23 protein-coding genes and 1 pseudogene are annotated in these 24,038 nt (G+C 42.0%); 19 read left to right on the top strand and 5 right to left on the bottom strand.

All coding sequences use genetic code 11. The annotated features are described in order from the left end of the window. Window positions 1-23 precede the first annotated feature (23 nt). The 5 genes from glgA to H70737_RS16155 all read left to right on the top strand — a co-directional run bounded on the left by glgA (window position 24) and on the right by H70737_RS16155 (window position 5,763). Complete coding sequence (glgA, locus tag H70737_RS16175) at window positions 24-1,448, top strand: glycogen synthase GlgA (protein ID WP_042188772.1); 1,425 nt, start codon at window positions 24-26, stop codon at window positions 1,446-1,448. 328 nt (window positions 1,449-1,776) lie between these two features. Further along, complete coding sequence (locus H70737_RS16170; protein WP_042188769.1) at window positions 1,777-2,595, top strand: transporter substrate-binding domain-containing protein; 819 nt, start codon at window positions 1,777-1,779, stop codon at window positions 2,593-2,595. A gap of 106 nt (window positions 2,596-2,701) precedes the next feature. Beyond that, complete coding sequence (locus H70737_RS16165) at window positions 2,702-3,367, top strand: amino acid ABC transporter permease (RefSeq protein WP_042128253.1); 666 nt, start codon at window positions 2,702-2,704, stop codon at window positions 3,365-3,367. Beyond that, window positions 3,354-4,076, top strand: a complete 723-nt coding sequence (locus H70737_RS16160; RefSeq protein WP_042188767.1) for an amino acid ABC transporter ATP-binding protein — start codon at window positions 3,354-3,356, stop codon at window positions 4,074-4,076. Before H70737_RS16165 ends, H70737_RS16160 begins: the two co-directional genes overlap by 14 nt. A gap of 157 nt (window positions 4,077-4,233) precedes the next feature. Beyond that, complete coding sequence (locus tag H70737_RS16155; RefSeq protein WP_042188766.1) at window positions 4,234-5,763, top strand: Ppx/GppA phosphatase family protein; 1,530 nt, start codon at window positions 4,234-4,236, stop codon at window positions 5,761-5,763. Here H70737_RS16155 and ppk1 read toward each other — a convergent pair. Next, window positions 5,711-7,824 (bottom strand): annotated as a pseudogene (gene ppk1 / locus H70737_RS16150) (polyphosphate kinase 1). The gene H70737_RS16155 and the pseudogene ppk1 sit on opposite strands and share 53 nt — an antisense overlap. A 401-nt stretch (window positions 7,825-8,225) precedes the next feature. Between ppk1 and H70737_RS16145 the strand changes: the two are divergent. Further along, entirely contained in the window at window positions 8,226-8,885 is a 660-nt protein-coding gene (locus H70737_RS16145) for a 3D domain-containing protein (protein ID WP_042188764.1), read from the top strand. A gap of 131 nt (window positions 8,886-9,016) precedes the next feature. Here the strand turns inward: H70737_RS16145 and H70737_RS16140 are convergent, their stop codons facing one another. Next, entirely contained in the window at window positions 9,017-9,898 is an 882-nt protein-coding gene (locus H70737_RS16140) for a polysaccharide deacetylase family protein (RefSeq protein ID WP_042188762.1), read from the bottom strand. A 185-nt stretch (window positions 9,899-10,083) separates the two neighbouring features. On the opposite strand from H70737_RS16140, the gene H70737_RS16135 reads away from it, so the two are divergent. The 8 genes from H70737_RS16135 to H70737_RS16100 all read left to right on the top strand — a co-directional run bounded on the left by H70737_RS16135 (window position 10,084) and on the right by H70737_RS16100 (window position 16,424). Further along, complete coding sequence (locus H70737_RS16135; protein WP_042188760.1) at window positions 10,084-11,118, top strand: NADH:flavin oxidoreductase/NADH oxidase; 1,035 nt, start codon at window positions 10,084-10,086, stop codon at window positions 11,116-11,118. Window positions 11,119-11,205: 87 nt separating this feature from the next. Further along, on the top strand, window positions 11,206-11,910 hold the full coding sequence (locus H70737_RS16130) for a dihydroorotate dehydrogenase electron transfer subunit (RefSeq protein ID WP_156113128.1): 705 nt from the start codon (window positions 11,206-11,208) through the stop codon (window positions 11,908-11,910). After that, window positions 11,903-12,835, top strand: coding sequence for a dihydroorotate dehydrogenase (locus H70737_RS16125; RefSeq protein ID WP_042188759.1), 933 nt, complete (start codon window positions 11,903-11,905; stop codon window positions 12,833-12,835). Before H70737_RS16130 ends, H70737_RS16125 begins: the two co-directional genes overlap by 8 nt. A 23-nt stretch (window positions 12,836-12,858) precedes the next feature. Beyond that, window positions 12,859-13,197 (top strand): prenylated flavin chaperone LpdD, encoded by a 339-nt coding sequence (locus H70737_RS16120; protein WP_081951138.1) that lies wholly within the window; start codon window positions 12,859-12,861, stop codon window positions 13,195-13,197. Between the two features lie 70 nt (window positions 13,198-13,267). Further along, window positions 13,268-13,936 (top strand): PspA/IM30 family protein, encoded by a 669-nt coding sequence (locus H70737_RS16115; protein ID WP_042188756.1) that lies wholly within the window; start codon window positions 13,268-13,270, stop codon window positions 13,934-13,936. 123 nt (window positions 13,937-14,059) lie between these two features. Beyond that, window positions 14,060-14,464, top strand: coding sequence for a DUF350 domain-containing protein (locus H70737_RS16110; protein WP_042188754.1), 405 nt, complete (start codon window positions 14,060-14,062; stop codon window positions 14,462-14,464). 14 nt (window positions 14,465-14,478) lie between these two features. Beyond that, window positions 14,479-14,985 carry a DUF4178 domain-containing protein gene (locus H70737_RS16105; protein ID WP_042188751.1) on the top strand — a complete coding sequence of 169 codons (507 nt, stop codon included), beginning with the start codon at window positions 14,479-14,481 and terminating at the stop codon, window positions 14,983-14,985. 176 nt (window positions 14,986-15,161) lie between these two features. Continuing rightward, entirely contained in the window at window positions 15,162-16,424 is a 1,263-nt protein-coding gene (locus H70737_RS16100) for a molybdopterin molybdotransferase MoeA (protein ID WP_042188750.1), read from the top strand. Between the two features lie 230 nt (window positions 16,425-16,654). Here the strand turns inward: H70737_RS16100 and xerS are convergent, their stop codons facing one another. Further along, complete coding sequence (xerS, locus tag H70737_RS16095) at window positions 16,655-17,737, bottom strand: tyrosine recombinase XerS (protein ID WP_042194019.1); 1,083 nt, start codon at window positions 17,735-17,737, stop codon at window positions 16,655-16,657. Window positions 17,738-18,000: 263 nt separating this feature from the next. On the opposite strand from xerS, the gene H70737_RS16090 reads away from it, so the two are divergent. The 4 genes from H70737_RS16090 to H70737_RS16080 all read left to right on the top strand — a co-directional run bounded on the left by H70737_RS16090 (window position 18,001) and on the right by H70737_RS16080 (window position 20,177). Then, the gene (locus tag H70737_RS16090; protein ID WP_052404316.1) at window positions 18,001-18,546 is read left to right on the top strand and encodes a GNAT family N-acetyltransferase; all 546 of its coding nucleotides are present in this window, start codon (window positions 18,001-18,003) and stop codon (window positions 18,544-18,546) included. Between the two features lie 184 nt (window positions 18,547-18,730). Beyond that, window positions 18,731-18,832, top strand: coding sequence for a sporulation protein YjcZ (locus H70737_RS31070; protein WP_197069683.1), 102 nt, complete (start codon window positions 18,731-18,733; stop codon window positions 18,830-18,832). Between the two features lie 184 nt (window positions 18,833-19,016). Further along, window positions 19,017-19,664, top strand: a complete 648-nt coding sequence (locus tag H70737_RS16085; protein ID WP_042188748.1) for a TetR/AcrR family transcriptional regulator — start codon at window positions 19,017-19,019, stop codon at window positions 19,662-19,664. A 33-nt stretch (window positions 19,665-19,697) separates the two neighbouring features. Then, window positions 19,698-20,177: a flavodoxin domain-containing protein gene (locus tag H70737_RS16080; RefSeq protein ID WP_042188746.1), complete on the top strand. Its 480-nt coding sequence runs from the start codon at window positions 19,698-19,700 to the stop codon at window positions 20,175-20,177. A 288-nt stretch (window positions 20,178-20,465) separates the two neighbouring features. Here the strand turns inward: H70737_RS16080 and H70737_RS16075 are convergent, their stop codons facing one another. Then, window positions 20,466-21,401: a Gfo/Idh/MocA family protein gene (locus tag H70737_RS16075; RefSeq protein ID WP_042188742.1), complete on the bottom strand. Its 936-nt coding sequence runs from the start codon at window positions 21,399-21,401 to the stop codon at window positions 20,466-20,468. A 111-nt stretch (window positions 21,402-21,512) separates the two neighbouring features. On the opposite strand from H70737_RS16075, the gene H70737_RS16070 reads away from it, so the two are divergent. Continuing rightward, window positions 21,513-22,469 (top strand): helix-turn-helix transcriptional regulator, encoded by a 957-nt coding sequence (locus tag H70737_RS16070; RefSeq protein ID WP_042188740.1) that lies wholly within the window; start codon window positions 21,513-21,515, stop codon window positions 22,467-22,469. Window positions 22,470-22,638: 169 nt separating this feature from the next. Here the strand turns inward: H70737_RS16070 and H70737_RS16065 are convergent, their stop codons facing one another. Further along, window positions 22,639-23,874 (bottom strand): MDR family MFS transporter, encoded by a 1,236-nt coding sequence (locus H70737_RS16065; RefSeq protein WP_042188738.1) that lies wholly within the window; start codon window positions 23,872-23,874, stop codon window positions 22,639-22,641. Window positions 23,875-24,038 lie beyond the last annotated feature (164 nt).

Below are 24,038 nucleotides of genomic sequence, written 5' to 3'. Positions count from 1 at the left end.
ACACTTTAAAGGGGGAAATAATCATGAAAGTTTTATTTGCCGCAGCTGAAGCTCATCCATTTATCAAAACGGGTGGTCTGGCCGATGTCATTGGGGCATTACCTAAAGCACTGAAGGGTGCCGGGGTAGATGTACGAGTGATTTTGCCTAAATATCGTGGGATTCCAGAAAAGTTCACTTCAAAAATGGAGCATTTAACAGAAGTGTATGTGCCAATCGGTTGGCGTAATCAATACTGCGGGATCGAACATATGGTTTATGACGGTATTCCCGTTTACTTTATCGACAATGAATATTATTTTGGACGGGACGGAATCTACGGATATATGGACGATGGGGAACGCTTCGCGTTCTATAATCGTGCGGTGCTGGAGTGTCTGCCAGCTATTGATTTTCAGCCGGACGTCTTGCATTGCCATGATTGGCATGCGGCTGTAATCCCAATGCTGCTTCAGGGTCATTATCGACACAATCCATTTTACAGCGAAATGCGAAGTGTATTTACCATACATAACCTGTTGTATCAGGGTGTGTTTCCATATGAGGTGCTTGGGGAGCTATTGGGTCTTGACAGCAGTTATTTTGGAGGCGTGGAGTATTACGGGAATGTGAATTTCTTAAAAGGTGGCATTGTATACAGCGACCGTGTCACCACAGTAAGTCCAACCTACTCGGAAGAAATTCGAACACCTTATTATGGTTACGGACTGGATGGATTGTTGAATGCGCGAGCGGATGTTTTGAGCGGTATTGTGAATGGAATAGATACAAAAAGTTATAATCCTGCAACAGATACAAGTCTTGCTACCCGTTATCGTTCTAATCTGGCGAAGAAAACGGAGAACAAATTAGCCTTGCAGGAGGAATTAGGACTACCTGTGGATGCTAATATTCCGATGGTGGCTATGGTTACTCGTCTTGTGGATTCCAAGGGTTTAGATTTGCTTACGCGTGTATTGGATGAGCTATTGTATAAGGATGACATTCAATTTGTTCTGCTTGGAACGGGGGATGAGTCCTATGAGCGATGGTTTAAGGAAGCGGCTTGGCGTTATCCGACAAAGCTATCTTCACAAATCCTCTTTAATGATGCACTCTCACGCAAAATATATGCTGCTAGTGATATCTTTCTTATGCCTTCCAAGTTTGAACCTTGCGGGATCAGTCAACTTCTCGCTTTACGCTATGGTAGCATACCTGTTGTGCGCGAAACTGGTGGCCTGAATGACACAGTTCAAGCTTATAATGAAGAATCCGGTGAAGGGAACGGCTTTACATTCAGTAACTACAACGCCCACGATATGATGTTTACACTTCGCCGGGCGATCTCATTATACAAGCAGCCTGAACACTGGAAAAAGATTACGAAAAACGCATTCGCTGGCGATTATAGCTGGAATGTATCGGCGCAACAGTACATTGATATTTATAATGAAATTACGGAATAAGGATTCATTAGATTCCGTAATAGGTTAATAAGGGAGTGCACTGAAGTATAACTCATACTTTAGTGCACTCCTTTTTTTAATGAAAATTAGGGGCGATTTGCCGCATGATTTGGTTAAGTTAGGGAATAGTAAAAATGTATAAAATTATATAAAATTTGAATAAATGTTGAATAATATGTTTCAGAAGAATGAATTCTTTGCTTTGAAACCCAATAAAAGGAAGTTATTGTCACAATTATGCCTTTGCATATTCATGCGTTCTGATTTATAATAAGTCGGTCAAAGAGACAACGTGGATTTTTTTCATATGAATAGGGGAGATATAGAAATGAACAAATGGGGTAAACTTAGTTTAGGTATGTTATTAGCAGTAGGCCTGTTGTCAGGCTGCGGTCAAAATAAAAATGATAGTGATACCGCTGCAAGTGGAAATGCAACTAACGGTGGGGCTACTAAGAAGCTTACTATGGGCACAAGTGCAGATTTTCCTCCGTACGAATTCCATAAAGTAGTAGACGGTAAAGATACTATCGTGGGCTTTGATATCGATATCGCTAAGGAAATTGCTGCTGATATGGGTGCAGAACTTGTAATTAAGGACTTGCCATTCGACTCACTACTAAACGAATTGTCCAGCGGAAGAGTAGATATTGTAATTTCTGGACTTAGCCCGACGGAAGAACGTAAAAAAGCTGTTGATCTTTCAGACATTTATTACAAGGCTGAGCAAGCGATTGTTGTGCGCGAAGCGGACAAAGATAAATACGCCACTATGGATGCTGTAAAAGGTACCAAAATTGGTGTGCAGACTGGTTCCATTCAAGAAGAAATTGCTAAAGGGATCGAGGGAGCGAAAATCACTTCGCTGGGTAAAATCTCCGAAATCGTTCTACAATTGCAATCCAATCGTGTAGATACTGCTATCATTGAAGGGCCCGTCGCCAAATCATTCGTTAAGAATGTTCCTGGTCTTGTAATTACTGATGCTAAGCCAGAAGTTGAAGATGACGGTTATGCTATTGGTATTAAAAAAGGAAACAAAGAGCTACTGGATCAAGTAAACAGCACACTGACACGTTTAAACTCAGAAGGTAAAATTGATGAGTACGTAACGGCAGCTAGTGAGCTTGCAGATAGCACGAAGTAAAGAAACAACGGATATTTTTAAAGTCTGCTAAAGTAAATTGTATGTGTATACAGAAAATAGCGACAATAAGCTATTTTCTATTTTTTTGGAGATGGGAGGATAGGTTATGGACATTACTTTATTTAAAATGGCTTATGATTATCGTGATTTTTTCCTAACCGGTTTGCAGTATACCTTGCTGCTTGCTGTTCTAGGCGTCTTCTTTGGTTTTATTCTAGGGATTATTGTTTCCTTGCTACGTATGTCCAAATGGGGTGTGCTTCGCTTCTTGGCAACAGCCTGGGTAGAATTCCTTCGTGGTACACCTATGCTTGTACAACTGTTTCTGATCCATTATGGATTGGCTACATTCGGGATTGAATTTACACCGATTCAGTCGGGGGCAATCACTTTATCCATTAACAGTTCTGCTTACCTTGCAGAGATTTTCCGTGCTGGGATACAAGGGGTAGATCGTGGACAAATGGAGGCAGCCCGTTCGCTTGGAATGAAGCAAGGGATGACTATGCGCCATATCATACTCCCGCAGGCACTCAAGAGTGTTCTTCCGGCAATCGGAAATGAATTTATTACCATTATCAAGGAATCATCGATTATTTCTTTTATCGGCGTTACGGATTTGATGTTTCAAGCACGTACGGTTACAACGATTTCTTACGATGGTATGACACCACTTGTAATTATCGCATTTATGTACTTTGTGCTGACATTTACGCTATCGAAGATCCTAGGTAGACTGGAAAGGAGGCTGAATACCGATGATCGCCGTTAAGAACTTGCAAAAAAATTACGGAAAGCTGGAAATTCTCAAGGGAATTGACTTGGAGATTCATAAAGGTGAGGTCGTCGTCGTTATCGGACCGAGTGGATCGGGTAAAAGTACCTTTCTGCGCTGTTTGAATCTCCTGGAGCAGCCAACTGGTGGCGAAATTACTTTTGAAGGTGAATCTATTACCTCCAAAAAGCACGATATTAATGTCACACGTGAGAAGATGGGCATGGTATTTCAGCAGTTTAACCTCTTTCCTCACAAAACAGTTCTACAGAACATTACACTAGCACCGATTAAGGTGAAAAAACAGCAGCAGTCCGAAGCTGATAAATTCGCAATGGAGCTGCTCAAGACTGTAGGCCTAGAAGATAAAAAGGATGCTTATCCTGCTCAACTGTCAGGAGGACAGAAGCAGCGGATCGCGATTGCCCGGGCGCTGGCGATGCAGCCTCATGTGATGCTCTTTGACGAGCCAACCTCAGCCCTTGATCCAGAGATGGTCGGTGAGGTGCTGGAGGTTATGAAGAAGCTTGCAGAAGATGGGATGACAATGGTCATAGTTACGCATGAGATGGGCTTTGCACGCGAAGTGGGCGACCGTATTCTATTTATGGATGGCGGCGTGATTGTAGAGCAAGGTACACCTGCACAAGTATTCGGAAATCCTCAGCATGTACGTACACAGGATTTTTTAAGTAAAGTGTTATAAGTAAGTCAAATTGTAGCGGCGCTCGGGCAAGTTATCCGGGTGCCGCTTTATTTTTTTAACAGTTGCGTAATTTGAGGATATAATGGACTGAGTTCATTTATTTATGTAAACCATGTATAATAGATGGTCAAACAACTTGAAAAGGAGTACATACATAATGAGAGATGATCTGCGCCGGATAGGCATTATCGATATTGGTTCTAACTCCATACGTCTTGTAATCTATGATACAACGCCGGAGGGAGGCTATAAGATCATAAAGGAGTGTAAGTACTCTGCGCGTCTTAGTGAGAAGATTACGAAGGAAGGTCGACTGGAGCAGAAGGATATGGAGACGATCATCCCAGTCTTGCGCCAGTTTAAGGAGATCTGCAATGCTTTTGATGTAGAAACCATTCGTGCGGGCGCTACAGCGGCAATCAGAAATGCTGCTAACTCCAGTGAAATTATTGCCTTTTTGTCAGAAGCTTCAACTATACCCATTGAGGTTATCAGTGGTCATCAGGAAGCTTACTTTGGCTTCTTAGGTGTCATAAATGCATTTAATGTTGAAGATGGTTATGTCATCGATATTGGTGGCGGGAGTACTGAAATCACACTTTTTCGCGGGCGGCGTTATCAACATAGTATTTCCTTTCCGTTCGGAGCGGTGAATACCAATCTTATGTTTGGTCAAGGTGGGAACTGGAATGGAGAGCAGATTCAGAAGCTCGAGACCTATGTTCTGGGGAGATTGGTAGAGCATGATTGGCTTAACTCAACAGCAGGTCTTCCATTGTTTGGTCTGGGAGGTACGGTTCGTTCTCTAGGTAAGCTGGATCAAAAGACTAGAGCATACTCATTACCTAACTCTCACGGTTACACCATGGCCAGTGAGACGATTGAGCATTTTATGAACACATTACCTTCAATGCCTTATGATAAGCGTAAAGATTTAGATGGGTTGTCTAAGAGTCGAGCAGATATCATCGTATCCGGGTTGATTATTTTCCATACGGTATATCAGTATATTGGGGCTAGTCAGGCTGTAATCAGCGGGGAGGGGCTCAGGGAAGGTATGCTACATGATCTACTGAAGCCGGAGCAACCGGTGCGAGACAGTGCGCTTGAATACAGTTTAAATACGATTATTCGGTTTGATATTCGTACTTCTAAACGGTATTTAGATCATATTAACAAACTTGCTCTAAGTCTGTTTGACGCGTTCAAGGATGAGGAGAATAAAGCTGAACATGAGATGTTAATTTATGTATCCATCATGCTACATCGGACAGGGTCTAACATTAACTATTATCAATCTAAACGACACACCCTGTATTGGCTGATGAATTCACCGATTCGTGGACTGACACACCGCCAGCTTATCCTGTGCGCGATGATTGCCTCGTATAGCACAAAAAGCCGGAAGCAGAAATTGTCCCAGATGTATAAGGACATTTTACTGCCTTCCGACGAAGAGTGGATTCATAAGCTCGGATCGCTTGTACAGCTTAGCATTGCACTAGACAGCACCGAGATCGGGATTGTAAGCGGCCTGAAGGCTAATCTCCACGGCAATACTCTTAATCTGGATCTTGAGGGCGCTTCAGCGCTTCTGATTGGTCTAGAGGACATTGAGAACGCCTTGAAAGCATTTAAGAATGCTTGGGCGGTGAAGGTAAAACTCGATTTTCCTTCCAACGTGTAACATCCATTGCTGCGAACTGGCTCCGGAAAGGGGCCTTTTTGTCGTCTGGTTGCTCGTAATACCCATTAGGCTGTAAGAAGCTAGCCTTCACATTATCTTTAAGGGATAGTTCAAGAATCTTAACGATTTGTTTACGAATATTGCTGTCTCTTACCGGACACATCAGCTCGATCCGTCGGGTTAGGTTTCTAGTCATCCAGTCTGCACTGGATAAATACACCTCAGGCTTCCCGCCATTTTCAAAATAGTAAATTCTTGAATGCTCCAGAAAGCGGTCGACAATACTGCGAACCGTAATGTTTTCGCTCAAGCCTTCAATCCCCGGACGAAGACAACAAACCCCCGAACGATTAAATCGATAGATACACCGGCCTGTGCGGCACCATATAAATCGTCGATGACTTGTTGATTAGAGAGTGAGTTCATTTTGGCAATGATACGTGCAGGTCTTCCAGCTGCAGCATGCTCCGCTTCACGCTTCATCAGCTTTTGTAAGGAAAGGCTCATGTCCGTTGGAGCTACAATGAAGGAATTCCAGTCAAAATCAGCGGAATAGCCAGTCATTTGATTAAACAGTTCGGAAGCATCAAGTCCGATATCACTTTGAGCAGTAAATAGACTTAGATCCGTGTAGACTTTGGCGGTGCTGTCATTGTAATTTCCTGTGCCTACATGCACGTAACGACGTAATTCATGGCCTTCTTGACGGACAATCAAGGTGACTTTGGCATGTGTTTTGAGTCCAACAAGACCATAAACGACATGGCATCCGGATTTTTCAAGTTGGCGGGCCCAAGCAATGTTACGTTCCTCATCAAATCTGGCTTTTAACTCAACAACGACTGTTACCTGTTTTCCGGATTCAGCAGCATTAGCGAGTGCAGTGATCAGAGGAGAGTTTCCGCTCACGCGGTATAAAGTCATCTTAATGGCCATCACTTGTTCGTCCTCTGAGGCTTGAATGATAAAGTCCGTCATCGCATCAAAGGATTCGTAAGGGTGATAGACCAGGACATCTCGCTCACGTAATACCTCAAAGAAATCCTCGTTCTCTTCAAATTCAGCAGGGTAGACGGGTTCAATGCTTGGATAGTTTAAGTAACTAAAGCCCTTAATACTGCCGGCGAAATTACGAAGGAAACTTAGATCTAGCGGACCTTCAATTTCGAATACGAAATCTTCAATTTCAAACTCAGCTTGCAGCTGTTCCAAGGCATATGGATGAATTCCTTTTTGTACTTCAAGTCTTGCTGGAACACCGCGGCGACGCTTGCGCAGCTCCTTTTCAATCTCTTCTAGAAGATCCTCGGCCCCTTCTTCGTCGATCGTGAGATCAGAGTTGCGGGTCAAACGAAATTCACTAACGGCAACGGGCTCATAACCACTAAATAAAGTTTGAATGTGATGACGGATGACATCCTCTATAAATACGAACTGTCGTTTCTTACTGTTAGACCGGTGTGGTAGCGGGATACATCTTGGCAGATTAGATGGAATTTGCAGAATAGCAAAAAAAGGCTCTTCTTCAAGGCCATTCTTACGAGTAAGAACTACTGCTAAATAGATAAATTGGCTATGAACGAGTGGAAACGGTCGACTCTGATCTACAGCCATTGGCGTAAGTACAGGATAAATGATATCCCGGTAATATTGTTCTATGGACTGTTCTTGTGCATGAGTGAGATCCTCATAATCAACAAAAACGATACCTTCTTTATGCAGACTCCGTGAAATATCACGGAAAATCCGGTATTGGTCGGCAACAATTTTGGTAACTCGCTTGATGAGACGTTTGTATAGCCCGGAAGGGGTGTAGCCAGTGAAATCTTTTTTAGTATAGCCTGCCCGGATTTGATCTTGAATTCCTGCCACTCGAACGCTTATGAATTCATCAAGATTGCTTGAGACGATAGCCAGAAATCTAGCCCGTTCCATTAGCGGATTATCAGGGTCTTGAGCTTCTTTCAGCACGCGTCGGTTAAATTCGATCCAGCTCAAATCTCTATTGAGGTAAGCAGTGGCTGGGCTGCTTTGGTTATTTTTATTCTCTTCTGTATTCATGGGACCTCCAAATATGATTCGTTGTCTATATCTATTCTATTTATCATATTCTATCATTCTACTATTGGATAAAGCATGAAATGTTAACGCTATGTAAAATCTTCGGGAATTTTATATGATAATTTATTAAAAATGGTGTATGTATCTTTTAATGTAGTTTACATAATGAAAAATATGTTAACCACAATCCGAAAAAATGACAATATTGAAACTTGATTTTTCACAATGGTAACAATTACATAAGCACAGGTTACAAAATTGTGATATATTAAGTCCTGTCAGTTTTACAAAAGACTGCAACACATCAAGAAATCACACACGGGTTGTACATAAGTACTTAAAATGTACACGAGCGTATACGGAAGTGATACCGTTCACGCCCATCTAATGAGGAGGCAATTATGAAGAACAGATTTAGAACAATTAAAACCCTTGCTGCAATTATGGGAATCAGTGCATTACTGCATGCCGTTCCAGCTCATGCAGACAGCGTTCATATCGCTAAGGATGGCAACACTTTTTATACTTTATCCAAGCAATATAATGTAGGTGTGAATGAATTAATGAAAGCAAACCCAAACGTTGCAGCACTTAACATTTACGAAGGTCTTGAAATTACTATTCCTAGTAAGATGCAGGCTGAGTCCGTAACTACAACTGACAAATCACCAGTGATTACACCAAGTCTGAATGTAAACTCAGAGTCCAAAACAGTTGAAGCATGGGGTAAGTCCTTTAATTATGACAAATCGATTCAAGTCAAAGCTTCAGCTTATTCTTCTGCAAGCAGTGAGAACGGCGGATGGGGTGCAGTAGATTATTTCGGAAATTCTCTCAAGCTTGGAACTATTGCTGTTGATCCAAATGTGATTCCTCTCGGTACCAAAGTATTGGTGACAGGCCATTCACATGATGGATTGCCTAAAGATGCATTCTTAGCAACGGCAACGGATGTGGGCGGTGCTATAAAAGGCAATCGTATCGATATCTTTATCCCTGGTAGCCAAAGCTTTGTATCGTCATTCGGTTATCAATATGTACAATTATACATTGTTAAATAGAAAGATAAAAATAGAGAGAATACCTATGAGATATGAAAAGTTCTAAAATAAGGTTACACAGGAAACGGAGGGAGTCCTTAGCGGCTGCCTCCGTTTTTTTGCGTATTATTAAATATATATTTTTGGAAAATTTATTTACTTTTGGACACTTGAAGTAATTGAGGAACGGTAACGAATGTATAGCCCCGCTTGCGCATAATAGTGATTACTTCAGGTAAAGCCTGAATCGTTCCTTGTAGATGACTACCTGGACCGCCTCCACCGTGCTGAAGAATAATCGCTCCTCTTCCAATATGGGCTAGAATATTATTTCTGACTTGGTTTTTGGAAAGTCCTTTCCAGTCCAATGAGTCCACATTCCAATTCACGAGCGTGTAGCCATGGCTTTTTGCCCATTTAAGCTGCTGTTCACTGATATCCCCATAGGGTGGGCGAATTAGTCGTGGTTTATATCCGGCCAAGGTTTGTATAATATCCTCGGTCTTTATGATTTGTGATTGAAAATCATTCATCGCAAGCTTCACAAACTGAGGGTGGTTATACGAGTGATTTCCAATCGCATGTCCTTCTCTAATCATTCTTTTCACCAAAGCTGGATGTTTTTTTGCTCGGCTTCCCACCACAAAGAAGGTTGCTTTGACATTATATTTTTTCAGGATGCTAAGCAATTGGGGGGTAAATCTTGGATCAGGAACATCATCAAAAGTAAGTGCTATGACTTTATTCCGAGGTCCACTAGTCTTAAAAGTCTCTGGGTATTTGTGTAACAGCTGACTTAATGTCAGACCTTTAGTGTTTTTATTGCTGTTAAGCGTCGAACTATTTGTAGCAGCGCTACCTGCTGAAATTGCCGTATCTTCGTCTGAAGCGGGTACACTTTGTGTTTGTTCTTGCGGAGTCTTCTGACTCTGCACAGGCGCTGACGCAACCTCTGAAGAATAGGTTGGGAATAGCATAGTTATGATTGTTCCTAATACTATAAGCAGTTTCTGACCTCTCCGTTGAAAATACATCCCCATCTGCCTCCTTTACTACCTGATCACCGTCATATTCTTAATTGTTATCTCCATAGATGGGTAGATTTATGCTGATAACAATACAGTATTGGTTAAGATTTCTTGAAGGAACCAATGCGTGTATACTAATAGAACGGGGAATTCCCGAGTCAATTATAGATTACGGAAGGATGGAGACATGTATGTCTGATTTGTTTGCACCGTATGAATTGAAGGGGTTATCGCTGAAGAATCGTATTGTCATGCCACCTATGTGCCAGTATTCGGTGGATAAAGAGGATGGCATCCCTAATGATTGGCATTATGTTCATTATGTAAGCCGTGCTATTGGCGGTACAGGATTTATTATCGTGGAAATGACTGGCGTACATCCAGATGGTAGAATCACTAATCGAGATACAGGAATCTGGAGTGATTCGCAAATTGAAGCTTATCGTAGAATCACGGATGGTGTACATGCGTATGGATCAAAAATCGCTGTTCAATTAGGACATGCTGGACGAAAAGCTGTGGATGCAGAGCCGCCAGTGGCTCCATCAGCAATTCCTTTTGATGCTAATTTCAAAACGCCACAGGCCCTTTCTAAAAAAGGAATTTCAGAATTAATTGAGGCCTTCCGTGAAGGGGCGCGCAGAGCTATAGAGGCAGGATTTGATACGGTCGAAATTCATGGTGCACATGGTTATTTAATTCATCAGTTTCATTCTCCATTGACGAATACCAGAGATGATGAATATGGACAAGATCCTGCGTTGTTCGGAGAACAGGTAGTTAAAGCAGTCCGAGAAGTGGTTCCTGTAGACATGCCATTGATTATGAGAATATCTGCGAAGGAATATGTAGAGGGTGGATATGATGCTGAATACGCTCTGGATATTTGCCGACGGTATAAGAATGCTGGAGTGGATCTGTTCCATGTTTCTTCTGGAGGAGAAGGTCCTATAGGTTCAAATGGAGGGCCGGGTGCAGGCCCTGCTTATCAAGTGGATCTGGCAGAGTTTATCCGTAGTGAATTACAGGTGCCTGTAATTGCAGTGGGGCGGCTTGAATCCTTTACTGAGGCACAGTCCATCGTCGCGGAAGAACGGGCAGAGCTGATAGCCGTTGGCCGTGGGATGTTGAGCGATCCCTATTGGGCTTTACATGCGGAAGAGGCGCTTGGAAGCGTACGTAATGTCCCCAAACCTTATGAACGCGGGATCTGGAAAAAGGGATAGCGCGCTTTGAATGTGAAGTTTGTCACAGATTTTATACTCCTTCTAAGGCAATCTTAATAAAGATAAAATTTGAAGGAGCTTGATAACGTGGGGATGGTTTTAAGTAACGATCGGCTAACTGACGGAGTGTACCACCTTAAAGTTGAAACGAATAGCGGCGGTGAAATGGGTCAATTCTACATGTTACGGGCATGGGATGCTTATCCGATCCTTTCCAGACCGTTAAGTATACATGAAGTAAAAGAAGATAGTGTCGAATTTTTATATCACGTAGTGGGGGAAGGCACTGAGATATTTTCACAGTTGACTCATGGTGACTCAGTGGAGCTTGAAGGGCCTTTTGGCACGGGATTCCCGCAGGTCGAAGGCAAGGTTGCACTTATTGGTGGTGGAATCGGAATAGCGCCGCTATATTATTGTGCAAAGCAGCTGCCTAGTTGTGATATCTTTCTAGGTTTTAGTCGGGAAGCTTACCGGACAGAAGCTTTTCGTCCATTAGCAGCCGAGCTTACAGTAGATGTAGGCGGATTTATTTTGGATCGTGTGGATTTTAGTCAATATGATCATGTTTTCGTTTGCGGCCCACATCCTATGCTTAAAGCTGCACAGCTTAAAGGAGTAACGGCCGAAGAGGCAGGAAGCAATACAAAAGTTTATCTCTCTCTAGAGAATCGAATGGCTTGCGGCATTGGTGCCTGTCTTGTTTGTAGTGTTTCTTGTCGTGATGGTCAGCGAAAAGCCTGTGCAGACGGACCCGTGTTCCTTTCTGAGGAGGTGATTTTTCATGACTAAGATGAGTACAACTATTGCAGGCGTTCATTTTAAGAATCCGATTGTAATGGCTTCAGGAACATTCGGCTTTGGTCGTGAATATGGAAAGCTGTATGATGTATCTTTGCTAGGTGGAATCTCAGGGAAAGGGCTCACCCTCCATCCAAAAGCAGGTAACCCTGGCACTCGAGTTTATGAGACAGCCTCTGGCATGCTGAATAGTGTAGGATTGGAGAATCCCGGTGTAGCTGCGTTCTTGGAAAAAGAATGCCCTTATTGGGAAACACTCGATACAGCCCGTTTGGTGAATCTTGGGGGCGGGACGCTTGAGGATTACGTACTTGGAGCAGAAATAATCCAGCGTGATGCAGATTTTCGATTAAGCGCAGGTAAACCAGCTGTTGATATGATTGAGTTGAATATTTCCTGTCCAAATGTAAAAGAGGGTGGAATTGCATTTGGAATCAAGACTTCAGAAGCGCAAAAAGTAGTACAAGCTGTTAGACGTGCCACTAGGCTACCACTTGCGGTAAAGCTGTCTCCAGGTGCTGAGAATATCGTTGAGATGGCGCAAATGTGTGAGGCAGAGGGAGCAGATGCTGTCTCGCTGATCAACACCATTTCCGGGATGAAAATTGATGTGCGACGGAGAAGTAGTGTATTTAATAACTTGTATGCCGGACTGTCCGGACCAGCGATTAAGCCAGTTGCTTTGCGCATGGTGCATCAAGTCGCACAGAACATATCTATTCCAGTAATCGGAATGGGGGGCATCACCACAGCTACTGATATTATTGAATTTATTATGGCAGGTGCTTCGGTAATCCAAGTAGGAACCTACAATTTCATGAATTTGAGAGCAGGTAGCCAGCTTGTTGAAGAGCTTGAGCAATTCATGGTTCAAGAGAATATTCAATCCTTGGATGAAATACGTGGCATTATATAAAGTGGAGTAGTGAGGAGATACTATTGACTTCTAACAAGATTAACCCCGAGGAGATTGAGCTGACGGCGATGCCTGTCGGATGTGATCTTTTACTCGTAATTAGTGGGGGCGTTCGTCATATTGGAGCGGCAAGTACTGCGTATTTAAATGGAGAGCGGGTGGAAGTGCAGACCTCTGCCGTTCCTCATCATAAAGAGCATACGATAAGCGAAGATATTTGCATTAGGGTAGCTGAGGCTTTAAACAGGACGGTCACAGTGGTTATGGGCATTCATTACGACGATCTCACGAAAGAAGGTATTAAAGAGGTCGTTGAGATCGTAAATAATAAAGTAATTCAATATTTAGCGCAACAAATGTGAAACGGGATTGGCAATTCTGCGTAAAAGATATCAAGTGAGTATTTAAATTATCTTTTGGAGGAATGAAACCATGTCTATATTTAAAAGATTGCGCGATTTAACAATGTCTAACGTGAATGCGATTATCGACAAAGCAGAAGACCCGATTAAGATGACCGATCAGTACATTCGTGATATGACCGAAGATTTGGAAGATGCAGAAAAAGCGGTAGCGGCTCAAATCGCTATTGAGAAAAAGTTCAAGCAGCTTTATGAAGAGCAGGAAGCGCTTGTTAACAAACGTACGCAACAGGCACATGCTGCAGCTCAAGCTGGTAATGTTGACCTTGCTCGCCGAGCTCTGGAAGAGAAGAAGGCTGCTGAAGCTAAACTGGTAGAATACAAAGCTAGCTTCGACCAGAACAAAGCATCTGCGGATAATCTTCGCGGCAAACTTGACGAGATGCGTAAGCAGCTCACTCAAATGAAGAACAAACGGGAAACCTTGGTTGCACGTTATAATGCTGCCAAAGCTCAAACTGAAATTAATAAAGCGATGAGCGGTTTCAGCTCTGATTCCGCATCTGCTGGCCTGAAACGTATGGAAGAAAAAATGCTGCAAGCAGAAGCTCAAGCCGAAGCCAGCAACGAGATGAGCTCGGGCAACAAATCACTTGATGATGAGTTCGAGAAGTTGAACAAAGATCAAGCAGTAGAAGATGAATTGGCTGCTCTGATGAAACAATACGAGAAGCAATAACATTTGATCTTAGCCGTTTCACGGCTGATGTTCACAGGCGAAGGGGAGACAGGAATATCGTTTCCTCTTCGCTTTATCTATGCTTATGACAGCATGCAAAATGAATAAGCGGGGGCTATTAGAATGGATTTCCATATCCTGGTGTCCATGGTCGTGTGGACAGTGAGCGGCGCGGTGTTGCTGTTTGTGCTGATGTTCGTAGATTCACTCTTCACTCGATACAATGATTTAGAAGAGTTAAAGGCTGGAAATATGGCAGTTACTACACGTTTTGTAATGAAGCTATTGGCACAGGCGTTCATTTTATCATCATCGATAGCTGCTTCTAACAGCCTGCCAGATGCTTTGCTGATCTCGATTGTATCTTTTTTTCTTTTGCTTATATTGGAAAGAACGGTCCGTCTCCTCTTGGCTAAATGGGGGAGTCTGGATCTGGATCATGGTACACAGCTTGGCAAAATCGGGTACGGCTTATTATCAGGCTCACTGCAAATTACGGGAGCTTTAATTATTTCTGCATTTATGTAGGGGGAACGATCAAGTTGAGTATATGGAAACGTATAGGTAATCTTTTCTCCAAACCAGCGGCACAGGAAGTTCAGAAAAGTATGCTTAATTTGTCTCCTGGAGACATCTGTGAAGTATCGCTCGTTACCTACGAGGTTACCGGCAGGACCCATAATCGTGGACGAAATGCGGTAGTGCTGACATTAAGAGATGGTAGTCAAATTGCCTATTTGCATATTGAGGAGCGGGAACAGCTGCAATATGGTTTATATAAACCTATTGATGGGCGCTTAGATAATCCTGCTGAGGTTCCAACAACACTTGAACTGGATGATTATACATTTTTTCTGGAGGAAGAGTATGAAGGATATGTTGCTGCCCTAGGCCAAACCCCTTTTATGAATGGTGGAGAGCAGCATGTATGGCAATATCAGTCAGATGATTCTCGGCTTCTGCGTGTAGAATGGCAACATGGACGGTTCATGCTGTATGAAGGGGAGAAAGTAATTCCTGGTGATGTGAAGGTAATTAGAGCATCCTAGACATGAATCGTAAGAGATGTGATCTTGAGATCGCATCTTTTTTTTTGTAATTACGTAGCTGAAATCGGTAAAGGATTTAATGTCGTTTCCACCATTCATTTTACTTCAGGATAGCTCATGTTAAAATAGTACCTATTGTACTGCAAAAAACGGACGATTTAGAGCGGAGGTATGGTATGAAGGATCATAAATTTCAGCGCAGCGCGCTTCAAGTAAAAGAGGCACAGGCCAAAATAATCAAATTTGCGAATCCGCTAGAGTCACAGGAGGTCTCATTGAATGAGGTCTGTGGACGTTATTTGGCTGAGGAAGTGATTGCGCCACATTCTTTTCCCGCGTTTAACCGTTCTAGCATGGATGGATATGCAATTATTGCAGCAGATACAAGTCACTGTGTAAATGGACAAGTCGTATGGTTAGAAATGGTGGACAATATTCCATGTGGCGCTGTAGCATCGGTAGATATAACTTCGGGAACAGTAGCAAGGATAATGACTGGAGCACAAGTGCCGTTAGGGGCAGATACTGTAGTTATGCTAGAAGTAACAGAGACACGTGAGGAGGAAGGAAAGACTTACGTAGGTATTCGAAAGAAGCAGGAAGCGAAGTCTAATATCACACCGATGGGGCTGGAGTTAAGCTCTGGTGAGCTAGTGCTGCCAGCGGGGCGATTAATCTCTGCCGGGGATATAGCTGTTCTGGCAGCGTTTGGCATACATACAGTGAAAGTCTATCGTCGGCCTAAGGTAGCTATCTTTGCGACAGGCACAGAGCTGCTAGAGGTACATGAACCACTACAGCCTGGCAAAATTCGAAACAGCAACTCACCCATGCTCGAAGCTTTAGTCAAAGAGGCAGGTGGGGAGCCCGTGATGCTGGGATCTATTGTGGATGATCTGGATCTGGCTCGAAGTAAAGTACAGATGGCGCTGGAAACCTATGATTTTGTAATCACTACGGGTGGAGTATCGGTAGGAGATTATGATATTATGGGCGATTTGGTTCGTGAACAGAGTGGAGATATGTTATTTAATAAAGTGACGATGCGTCCGGGAAGTGTAACCACTGCTGCTGTTAGAGGTGGTAAGCTGCTGTTAGCCCTATCAGGTAATCCAGGTGCTTGTTTCGTTGGTTTTCAATTGTTCGCACGTCCGGTTATCAGATTAATGCAGTGTGCGTCACAGCCGTTCTTACCAGAATGGAGCGCCACACTCGGTGCAGATTATAACAGAGTGAATGACTTTACCCGATTTGTTAGAGCGCGATTAGAGATCCGTGAAGGCAGCCTTTATGCCATTCCAGCAGCGATAGACGAATCTTCCGTGATGGTCACGATCAAGGATAGCGATTGTCTGATTGTTGTTCCACCAGGGGATCGAGGCTTATCTGCGGGTGCTAAAGTGACTATTATCAAGCTTCCGGGAGAAATACGGGGATAGGATAAAGGTAAAATGCTTTTTGACATTAACAATAGGACGGAAATAGCTAATTATCTAATATGCCAACGATATTATTTACAACATTTCATTATATGAAAAATTCACAATAGAAAATCCGATAATTCAACATAATGCTAATCTGATCAGTCTTTTTAAACCATGTAAAAAGAGAGCCGGCCACACCTTTTCCATAAAAATCGGATAGGGTATGGCCGGCTTTTCGCAAAAAATTAACTATCCAAACGGCGTTCAATCGCCTCAGACATCGTTTTGTCCGTGAGATGAGCATAGATCTCGGTTGTTTCTGTCGAAGCATGCCCGAGCTGTTCTTTCGTTTTATAAATATCGTTTTGCAGATAATAGTCTGTTGCAAAAGAGTGACGAAGCTTATGTACCGTTAGATAGGGCTTACCAAAGCGTTTTGCATATTTAATAATCATTTCTTGAATGGCTCTTTTGGTCATGCGTTTGCCTTCTTGCCGTCCATTGGGCAAAGCGATAAATAAAGCTTTTTCCCTCTTCGGCGTTTTATAACGGGATTGACGTAGGCTTAAATAAAGAGCTAAATCCTCTTTAGCTTGTTCTCGAAAATAAACAGGGGTTTTGAAGGTTTCATCATTGTTCCCTTTTCGGGTGACATAGATCAGCTTGTTATTAACATCCAGATCATCTACGTTTAGATTGACTACTTCGGATACACGAAGACCAGAATTCAGAATTAAGCTGGCAATACAAGCATCGCGTTCACGATTTAATTGAAAGGAGTAATAGGCCTGCTTGTTTCCTTCAACATCTCGTCCATATCCTTCGAAAATGTACCCCACAAATTCCAGCAGTTCCTCATCCTCTAGAATCTTGCCCTTTAATTTAGTAGCAGTATCCTTAGGTTTATGCGTTCGTTTAACTTCAACCTTAGCCATAATGTTTCGCTTAAGCAATGGATAGAAGTTCTCGTCCTCAGCGATTTGACTTAAATAATGAAATAAAGAGCGTAATGCGGACAGCTTACGGGACACGGTTACTCGTGTATTGGTTCCCTCAGCTCGGGTAGTGAGGTGTAGGCGGTATCCAACAATACTATCCATATGCAGGGTTTCTAATTCCAGCAGAGTGATCTCTGTATTGGAGTTGGCCTGTGAGAGGCCTTCTGCACGCAGCCATCCAAAAAAGGACTCATAGTCCCGAATATACTCCAGCAGGGTGGATGGGGATAGATCAGGACGCTTATAATCAATAAACTGCTGAACGAACCAAGGCATGAGAGGTAGCTTTAGATCCAGTTTTTTACGGTCATCGTTCTTTTGAACGCTCATGTGATTCACCTTTTCCATAGTTTGCATATCATTTCTTCTTTCTATCTTATCATGTTTTGTCCAAATATAAGAAAGTATAAGTTTCACACCATACTTTATGCCTTATATTTCTCGCAGAAACGGAAACCGTCCCAATAAGGACGGTAAAGCCGGTTCTTCTTGTCCCATGGCTTTGATCAAAGCTATTTACTAGTGATGAACTTGCTCCTGAAGTAACTAAGTTATATGATGTGTAGTAAACATAAATGGCAGAGGTGCACGAAATGGAACTTGGAATGGAGCTGGTTCCCAAAGAGCGGAAACAGACGATAAGCAAACTAATGCAGTACTATTTATATGATTTCACCCGTTATCTGGAGCTTGATGTAGATCAAGATGGAGTATATCCAGCTTATCCGGGATTAGAATCATTTTGGAGTAGTGGCAACAATAAATTTGCGTATTTGTTTAAAGTAGACGGGAATATTGCCGGATTTGCTTTGGTAGAACGGTTGTTGTATGATCCCGAAGGGCAATTTTACATGACTGAGTTTTTTGTGATGCAAAAATATCGCCGGAGCGGTGTGGGGACCTGGGCCGCGCATAAATTGTTTGATATGTATCCAGGCGACTGGAAGGTGTCACAGGTACGTGCGAATACGCCTGCCCGTAGTTTCTGGCATAGAGTGATTGGAGAGTACACAAATGGAGAATTTAAAGAGCGTTTTAATCCGCCTCAAGGAAATCCGAGTCAATACTTCAACACATTAACTAATAATAAGGTTAATGATTGTAAAGGTAACAGCGATGATGTAGTCATGAAAAATTAATGGTTATCTCACGATAATTAAGATAAACGCGGAAAAAGTTTACATAATAATTATTATGTAAACTAACAATGAATAACCTAACAGCCTTAACAGGATTGTTGGGTTATTTTTGTTCATTTCACCCAAGCACAGAGTGGGATTTAGCATATCTTATGGTGTACTCAATTACAAAGGAGGAGTTAAAATGGGCGAATTCGCAGGAGGATATGGTGGATTTACTTCCACAGGAGCGATTCTGGTTCTGTTTATCCTGTTGGTTATCATCACTAAAACTCTTTGTCTGTAATCCTTTAACATCATGAAGTTTGGTTCCGCCAGTCTATAAGGACTGGCGGATTTTTCATGTTTGGATTTGACAATAAGGGTTGGGTGGTTTGCCTGTGACTTACTATATAGAAAAGAACGTTATAAATTATATATATTTAACAGTGTTCAATGACTAAACGATGTTCAAATTATAAGGAGACGTCATGATGACTAAAGAACAACGGCAAATGCGTGAGCGTGAGGAAATGAAGAAAAGAATTTTAGAGGCTGCGGCCTTGTTGATTGCAGAGGAGGGGATTGAAAAGCTTTCTATTCGCAAAATTGCAGAGAAAATCGAGTATTCTCCGGGTATTATTTATCATTACTTTCAGGGTAAAGATGAAATTGTGGTGAGATATTTGCAACAGAAATATACAGATATGGTTGCCGGGCTTCAGTCCGTACAGCGGAAGGTGGAGCATGAACTGCCCCCAGAGACGCTTTTGAGACAATCGCTTGAGCAATGGATCAGGATGACCCTTACCACAAGTGTTGAGTACCGTAATGTTATGCTAAATGATACACCGGCTGTTCTTAGTTACACAGCAGTTCTATTCAAGGGAGCTGGTCAGGAGCGTAAAGCGATAGGTATGCTCTGTCAATGTCTATCTAGGTTCGAATCGAAAGAACAACATATGGAATCTTCGATAGAGCTCACTGCTCAAGTGATGTGGAGTGCTGCGTTCGGATTAATTATGCGTTTGATTGTGGAAAAGGATTTGCCAGAAGATCAGGTTGAAGCACTGATATCTTGTTATTTGGATTCTATGGTTTCAATAGCAACCAGGGAGATACGTGAGCCTTTAACATAGTAGGATGATCAGAGGGTGGAGGGAAGAATCAGAATGAAGACGATTATTATTTATACTTCTAAATATGGATGTACGGAGAAAGCTGCCTATTTATTGAAAAATCAATTGGATGATGAGACTGAAGTAGTTAATTTAATGCATGCTAAAGAGCCTACATTAGAACGGTACGATACTGTAATCTTAGGTGGGTCTATTTATTTTGGGAAAATACAAAAACAAATGACGGAGTTTACTTCAAAATATCAAAATGAACTAGCTAATAAGCGCGTTGGATTGTTTATTTGTGCAGGAGCGAAGGGGGAGCAAGCCATACAAGAATTGAAATCTTCATTTCCAGAGAAGCTGTATAACCAATCAATTACAAAAGAAGTGTTCGGTGATGAGATTTACGAAGAGAAGATGACTGCATTAGATCGAGTGGTTCTGCGAGTGGTAAAAGGGAAGAATAAGAGTGTAAATGGATTATCCAAAGAGACGATAGAACGGTTTGCACTTGCGCTAAAGAAGCGGTGAACGAGTGTGGAAAATCGATTTCCTAAATTAGTTAACATAATCATTATTATGTTAACTAATTATTATTTCAGATACCAATTATCATTAGTTAGGAGAAGGGGGGCTTATAAAAAGTATTGATTTTTGATTTTATCGCTATTATTTTCCGCTAATTCATCATATGAATAATTCACAATAGAAAAGTCAAAATCCACTACTGTCTCACCCTAGACACTACACATCAATAAACAATTCACCTCACCTCACAAACAAAACCCATGAAAAAGGATATAACATCCCTTGATCCATTTATACAAGCTTTTTTTCAATGCAAATACCTAGTTCTATAGCTTGTATCGCATGGTCTAACTCAATTATTGATGAACTACCCTCCACTAGACATTGGAGTGCATACTCCAAACTTTTTTCATAGGGATTAGCTGGTTCTAACAAAAGATCTTGTTTACCTACAGCGGTATATTCAATTAATGAGCTTTCAACAGCTCCATTCATGTTGTCACTCTCTTGATAGACAAGCTTGCCTTGTTCAAAATAAGCCTCATAGCCTACGGTAAAAGGATACGAAGCCGGCATTTGTGAAGAAACAACGATCTCTGCGGATACATGAGGTTGCTGAAAAATTGCACGGACTAAGGCTTGATTACTTTTACCACCATCGGATCCCCAAACCGAGTGCGGCTCCATAGACCCCAGCATCCAGGTCACAAAATCCAATTCGTGAATCATCAGATTTGTAGCGATAGCGTGTAGACCGAGGTCACCCCACAAAGGAGGTGTCTCTCTTTTTAAGGTAAGAGATAAGAGTTTTCCGTATTTCTCATTATGATTCGCTTCGCAAAGATATTTGTACGCAGGATCGAATTTAATAAACTGGTTGACGAGAATTCGCGAATCATACAGTTGTTCAGCTTCCTTCATCGCAAGAGCATCTTCTAAGTTGTAGCAAACGGGTGTCTCACATAATACATGTTTCCCATGCTTAAGCGCATCGACTGCATACTGCCTATGTAAAAAAGAGGGCAAACAGATATCAATCACATTTATGGTGGAATCAAGCATAATATCGTCAATATTAGTAGTTATCTCAACGCCTAAAGATTGTTTTAGCTCCTGCAGCTTAGCTTCGTTCCGACCAAAGATAATTACTTTGTCTACTCGTTCCATTGTCGTCCATAACTTCGCATGATAAGCTCCGAATCCAGTTCCCAATACGCCTATATTCATGTGTATCAGCTCCTTTAATGTAATGAACTAATCATAACCTTCTATTGTTGACATCAGCTTGGCAAGAATTATGATGTATACTATAAAAAAAGAAAGATTTGGAGGCTCCCCATGCGCTTGCATCGTTTGATTGCAATTTTATTATTAGTGGAATCAAGAGGGAAGATGAAGGCCAATGACTTAGCTGAAGCCTTGGAAACCTCCGTACGTTCTATCTATAGAGACATTGATGTATTAGCTGAAGCAGGAATACCACTGTTATCCACGCCGGGACCGAATGGTGGCATCTCCTTGATGGAGGGGTATACTGTTAACCTAAATCAGCTTCATGGGGAAGATGTAATCAATCTATTTTTAACAGGAATGGGGATTCATACTGGCGGACATACAGATTCCGGATTAAAGCTAAAGACAACCCTCTTGAAATTAGAAAAATCATTACCCGCTTCCTATCAAAATGATATCCAGAAGGCACAAAGACGTTTTTATTTTGATGATACACCTTGGTGGACAGAACGCTTAGAGATTCCATGTCTGGAATCGATTCGAACTGCTGTTTGGAGATCTCAGAAACTACAGATTGAGTACCACAAGATTAACGGAGTCATCTCGAGCAGGAAATTACAGCCCTATGGTCTAGTTGTGAAAAAAGAAGAGTGGTATCTTATAGCCTACTGTGAAGAAATCGAACAAATCCGCACGTTTAAATGTGAGCGAATCGCCTCTATACAGCTTATAGATGAAGAGTATGCTATCCCTCAGGACTTTTCATTAGAAAGGCACTGGAAGCAGCAGGAGAGGGGATTCAAGCAAGCTTGTAAAGAGGAAGAGATCTACCCAGTATTGATCAGAACGGATAAGAGGAGAGAGGCCTCGCTACACGGGGTGGAGATTATGAATAGAGTAGAGGAAGGAGATCAAATAACCCTTACTGTAAATATGTATAGCTATGATAGTGCATGTACGAATATTTGGGGAATACTTGGACAAGGCGAGATTGTGGAACCTTTGGAACTGAGACAATATGTGAAAGTACAGGCGAATTTGCTACAGGAGGTTTACAATTAGCATGATTTTTTGTGAAAAAGGGACCGTTTCGAATGCATGTTCTGCAATGAAACGGTCCCGCTCATTTGTGAATAGGCTTTATTCATTCAATAAGTTTACATAATAATTAATATGTTAACTAATTTGGGATTGCCCCATAATAACCTTTAGATTTAAAAAATTTAGCCTTTTATGTGCTAGCGTCTACGCCAAGAGATAACTTCTCTCTAGCAGTAAGCCTCTTGTGCGCTACGATTAGAAAAGGAAGACCTATAGCCGTGGTTAAAGCGAGTGGCAGGAAGATCGTAAGGCCATTCTGAGCTCCATAATGATCCAGCAGCACTCCGCCGAAGATAGGCGCGATTACACTCCCCAAATTGTTAAAGCCAATCGTTCCAAAGTACGTACCCTTCATTTCTGGCTTCGCGATCCGATCAATTAACATATCCATCATCGTAAAGAGCAGTACTTCCCCTATCGTAAATATTACGACACTAAACATTAGAAGGGCTACACCTTCAGCTAAACCTACTAAGAGAAGACTAATAGCAACGCAGATATTTCCGAGAATCAATGGAACAATCGGTGAGAATTTGCTTGCAGTACGTACGATAGGATACTGTACCACGAGCACTGTAATGGCATTGAGTGACAACATATAGGAGAATAATTGCCCACCATTTGTGAAATGGTTGTTCATTGCTAAATATTGCGCCATAGTTGAACCAAAATGTCCGTATCCAAGTACACAAAAAATTGTACCAAGTAGAACTGGCAAGAATACACGGTCTCTACCGGTTGTTGCCAAGGCTTCAAGTAAACGTGGTGGTTCAGCTTGCGTATGATTCTGCATGGTTGAACGATGCAATTTAAATTGGACGAATAATACAAGTCCATATGCAACATATACAACACCAGCGATCATAAAAGGAAACGTTGATTCGGCAGAACCGAGCTGTACTCCAATAATCGGACCAAAGACAACACCAAGGTTAATCGCAGCGTATCTAAGATTGAATACAAGCAGCTTACTTTCAGCAGGGGTAATGTCGGATAAAAGTGCCCGTGATGTGGGCTCAAACACGGATCTGCATAAACCGTTCAGGGTGTTGACCAGGAAGAACACCCACAGATGTTGTGCAACAGAGAATCCGAAGAATACTGCCGCCCAGCCAAATACGGAGATTAACATGACAATTTTGCGGCCTACAATATCCGAGATATATCCTCCGTAGAAGCTGGCCATTACGCCCGCCAGAGAGCTGACGGCTACCGTAATCCCCGTTTGTGTGGGGGTGGCTCCAAGGACTTGGGTTAAATAGATGGATAAGAACGGAATGCTCATTGAAGTTACCAAACGTCCGAACATCGTACCGACGATGATAGTCCAAGCTAGTGGGTGAATATGCCTAAGATGCTGGTTCATAATTGAAAAGGTCTCCTAATCTGATAGCTATAATTTAGTACTGCATATTCATTAACGATATATGTATAATTATAATGATAAAAGGGGGAAGTAAAAGTGTAAGAATCACTTACAGTGTTTCACCTTTAAAGGAGTGAACGATCGTGGACCATATTAGTAATCAT

The sequence above is a fragment of the Paenibacillus sp. FSL H7-0737 genome, from assembly GCF_000758545.1.
Lineage (GTDB): Bacteria > Bacillota > Bacilli > Paenibacillales > Paenibacillaceae > Paenibacillus_AQ.
The sequence above is the reverse complement of the archived record's forward strand: the minus strand, read 5'-3'. Positions and strand labels throughout refer to the sequence as shown.

Bases quoted from the DNA above. Each gene is read 5' to 3' on its own strand.
- glgA (WP_042188772.1), top strand. From the start codon at position 24: ATGAAAGTTTTATTTGCCGCAGCTGAAGCTCATCCATTTATCAAAACG.
- H70737_RS16170 (WP_042188769.1), top strand. From the start codon at position 1,777: ATGAACAAATGGGGTAAACTTAGTTTAGGTATGTTATTAGCAGTAGGC.
- H70737_RS16165 (WP_042128253.1), top strand. From the start codon at position 2,702: ATGGACATTACTTTATTTAAAATGGCTTATGATTATCGTGATTTTTTC.
- H70737_RS16160 (WP_042188767.1), top strand. From the start codon at position 3,354: ATGATCGCCGTTAAGAACTTGCAAAAAAATTACGGAAAGCTGGAAATT.
- H70737_RS16155 (WP_042188766.1), top strand. From the start codon at position 4,234: ATGAGAGATGATCTGCGCCGGATAGGCATTATCGATATTGGTTCTAAC.
- H70737_RS16145 (WP_042188764.1), top strand. From the start codon at position 8,226: ATGAAGAACAGATTTAGAACAATTAAAACCCTTGCTGCAATTATGGGA.
- H70737_RS16140 (WP_042188762.1), bottom strand. From the start codon at position 9,898: ATGTATTTTCAACGGAGAGGTCAGAAACTGCTTATAGTATTAGGAACA.
- H70737_RS16135 (WP_042188760.1), top strand. From the start codon at position 10,084: ATGTCTGATTTGTTTGCACCGTATGAATTGAAGGGGTTATCGCTGAAG.
- H70737_RS16125 (WP_042188759.1), top strand. From the start codon at position 11,903: ATGACTAAGATGAGTACAACTATTGCAGGCGTTCATTTTAAGAATCCG.
- H70737_RS16115 (WP_042188756.1), top strand. From the start codon at position 13,268: ATGTCTATATTTAAAAGATTGCGCGATTTAACAATGTCTAACGTGAAT.
- H70737_RS16110 (WP_042188754.1), top strand. From the start codon at position 14,060: ATGGATTTCCATATCCTGGTGTCCATGGTCGTGTGGACAGTGAGCGGC.
- H70737_RS16100 (WP_042188750.1), top strand. From the start codon at position 15,162: ATGAAGGATCATAAATTTCAGCGCAGCGCGCTTCAAGTAAAAGAGGCA.
- xerS (WP_042194019.1), bottom strand. From the start codon at position 17,737: ATGAGCGTTCAAAAGAACGATGACCGTAAAAAACTGGATCTAAAGCTA.
- H70737_RS16090 (WP_052404316.1), top strand. From the start codon at position 18,001: ATGGAACTTGGAATGGAGCTGGTTCCCAAAGAGCGGAAACAGACGATA.
- H70737_RS31070 (WP_197069683.1), top strand. From the start codon at position 18,731: ATGGGCGAATTCGCAGGAGGATATGGTGGATTTACTTCCACAGGAGCG.
- H70737_RS16085 (WP_042188748.1), top strand. From the start codon at position 19,017: ATGATGACTAAAGAACAACGGCAAATGCGTGAGCGTGAGGAAATGAAG.
- H70737_RS16080 (WP_042188746.1), top strand. From the start codon at position 19,698: ATGAAGACGATTATTATTTATACTTCTAAATATGGATGTACGGAGAAA.
- H70737_RS16075 (WP_042188742.1), bottom strand. From the start codon at position 21,401: ATGAATATAGGCGTATTGGGAACTGGATTCGGAGCTTATCATGCGAAG.
- H70737_RS16070 (WP_042188740.1), top strand. From the start codon at position 21,513: ATGCGCTTGCATCGTTTGATTGCAATTTTATTATTAGTGGAATCAAGA.
- H70737_RS16065 (WP_042188738.1), bottom strand. From the start codon at position 23,874: ATGAACCAGCATCTTAGGCATATTCACCCACTAGCTTGGACTATCATC.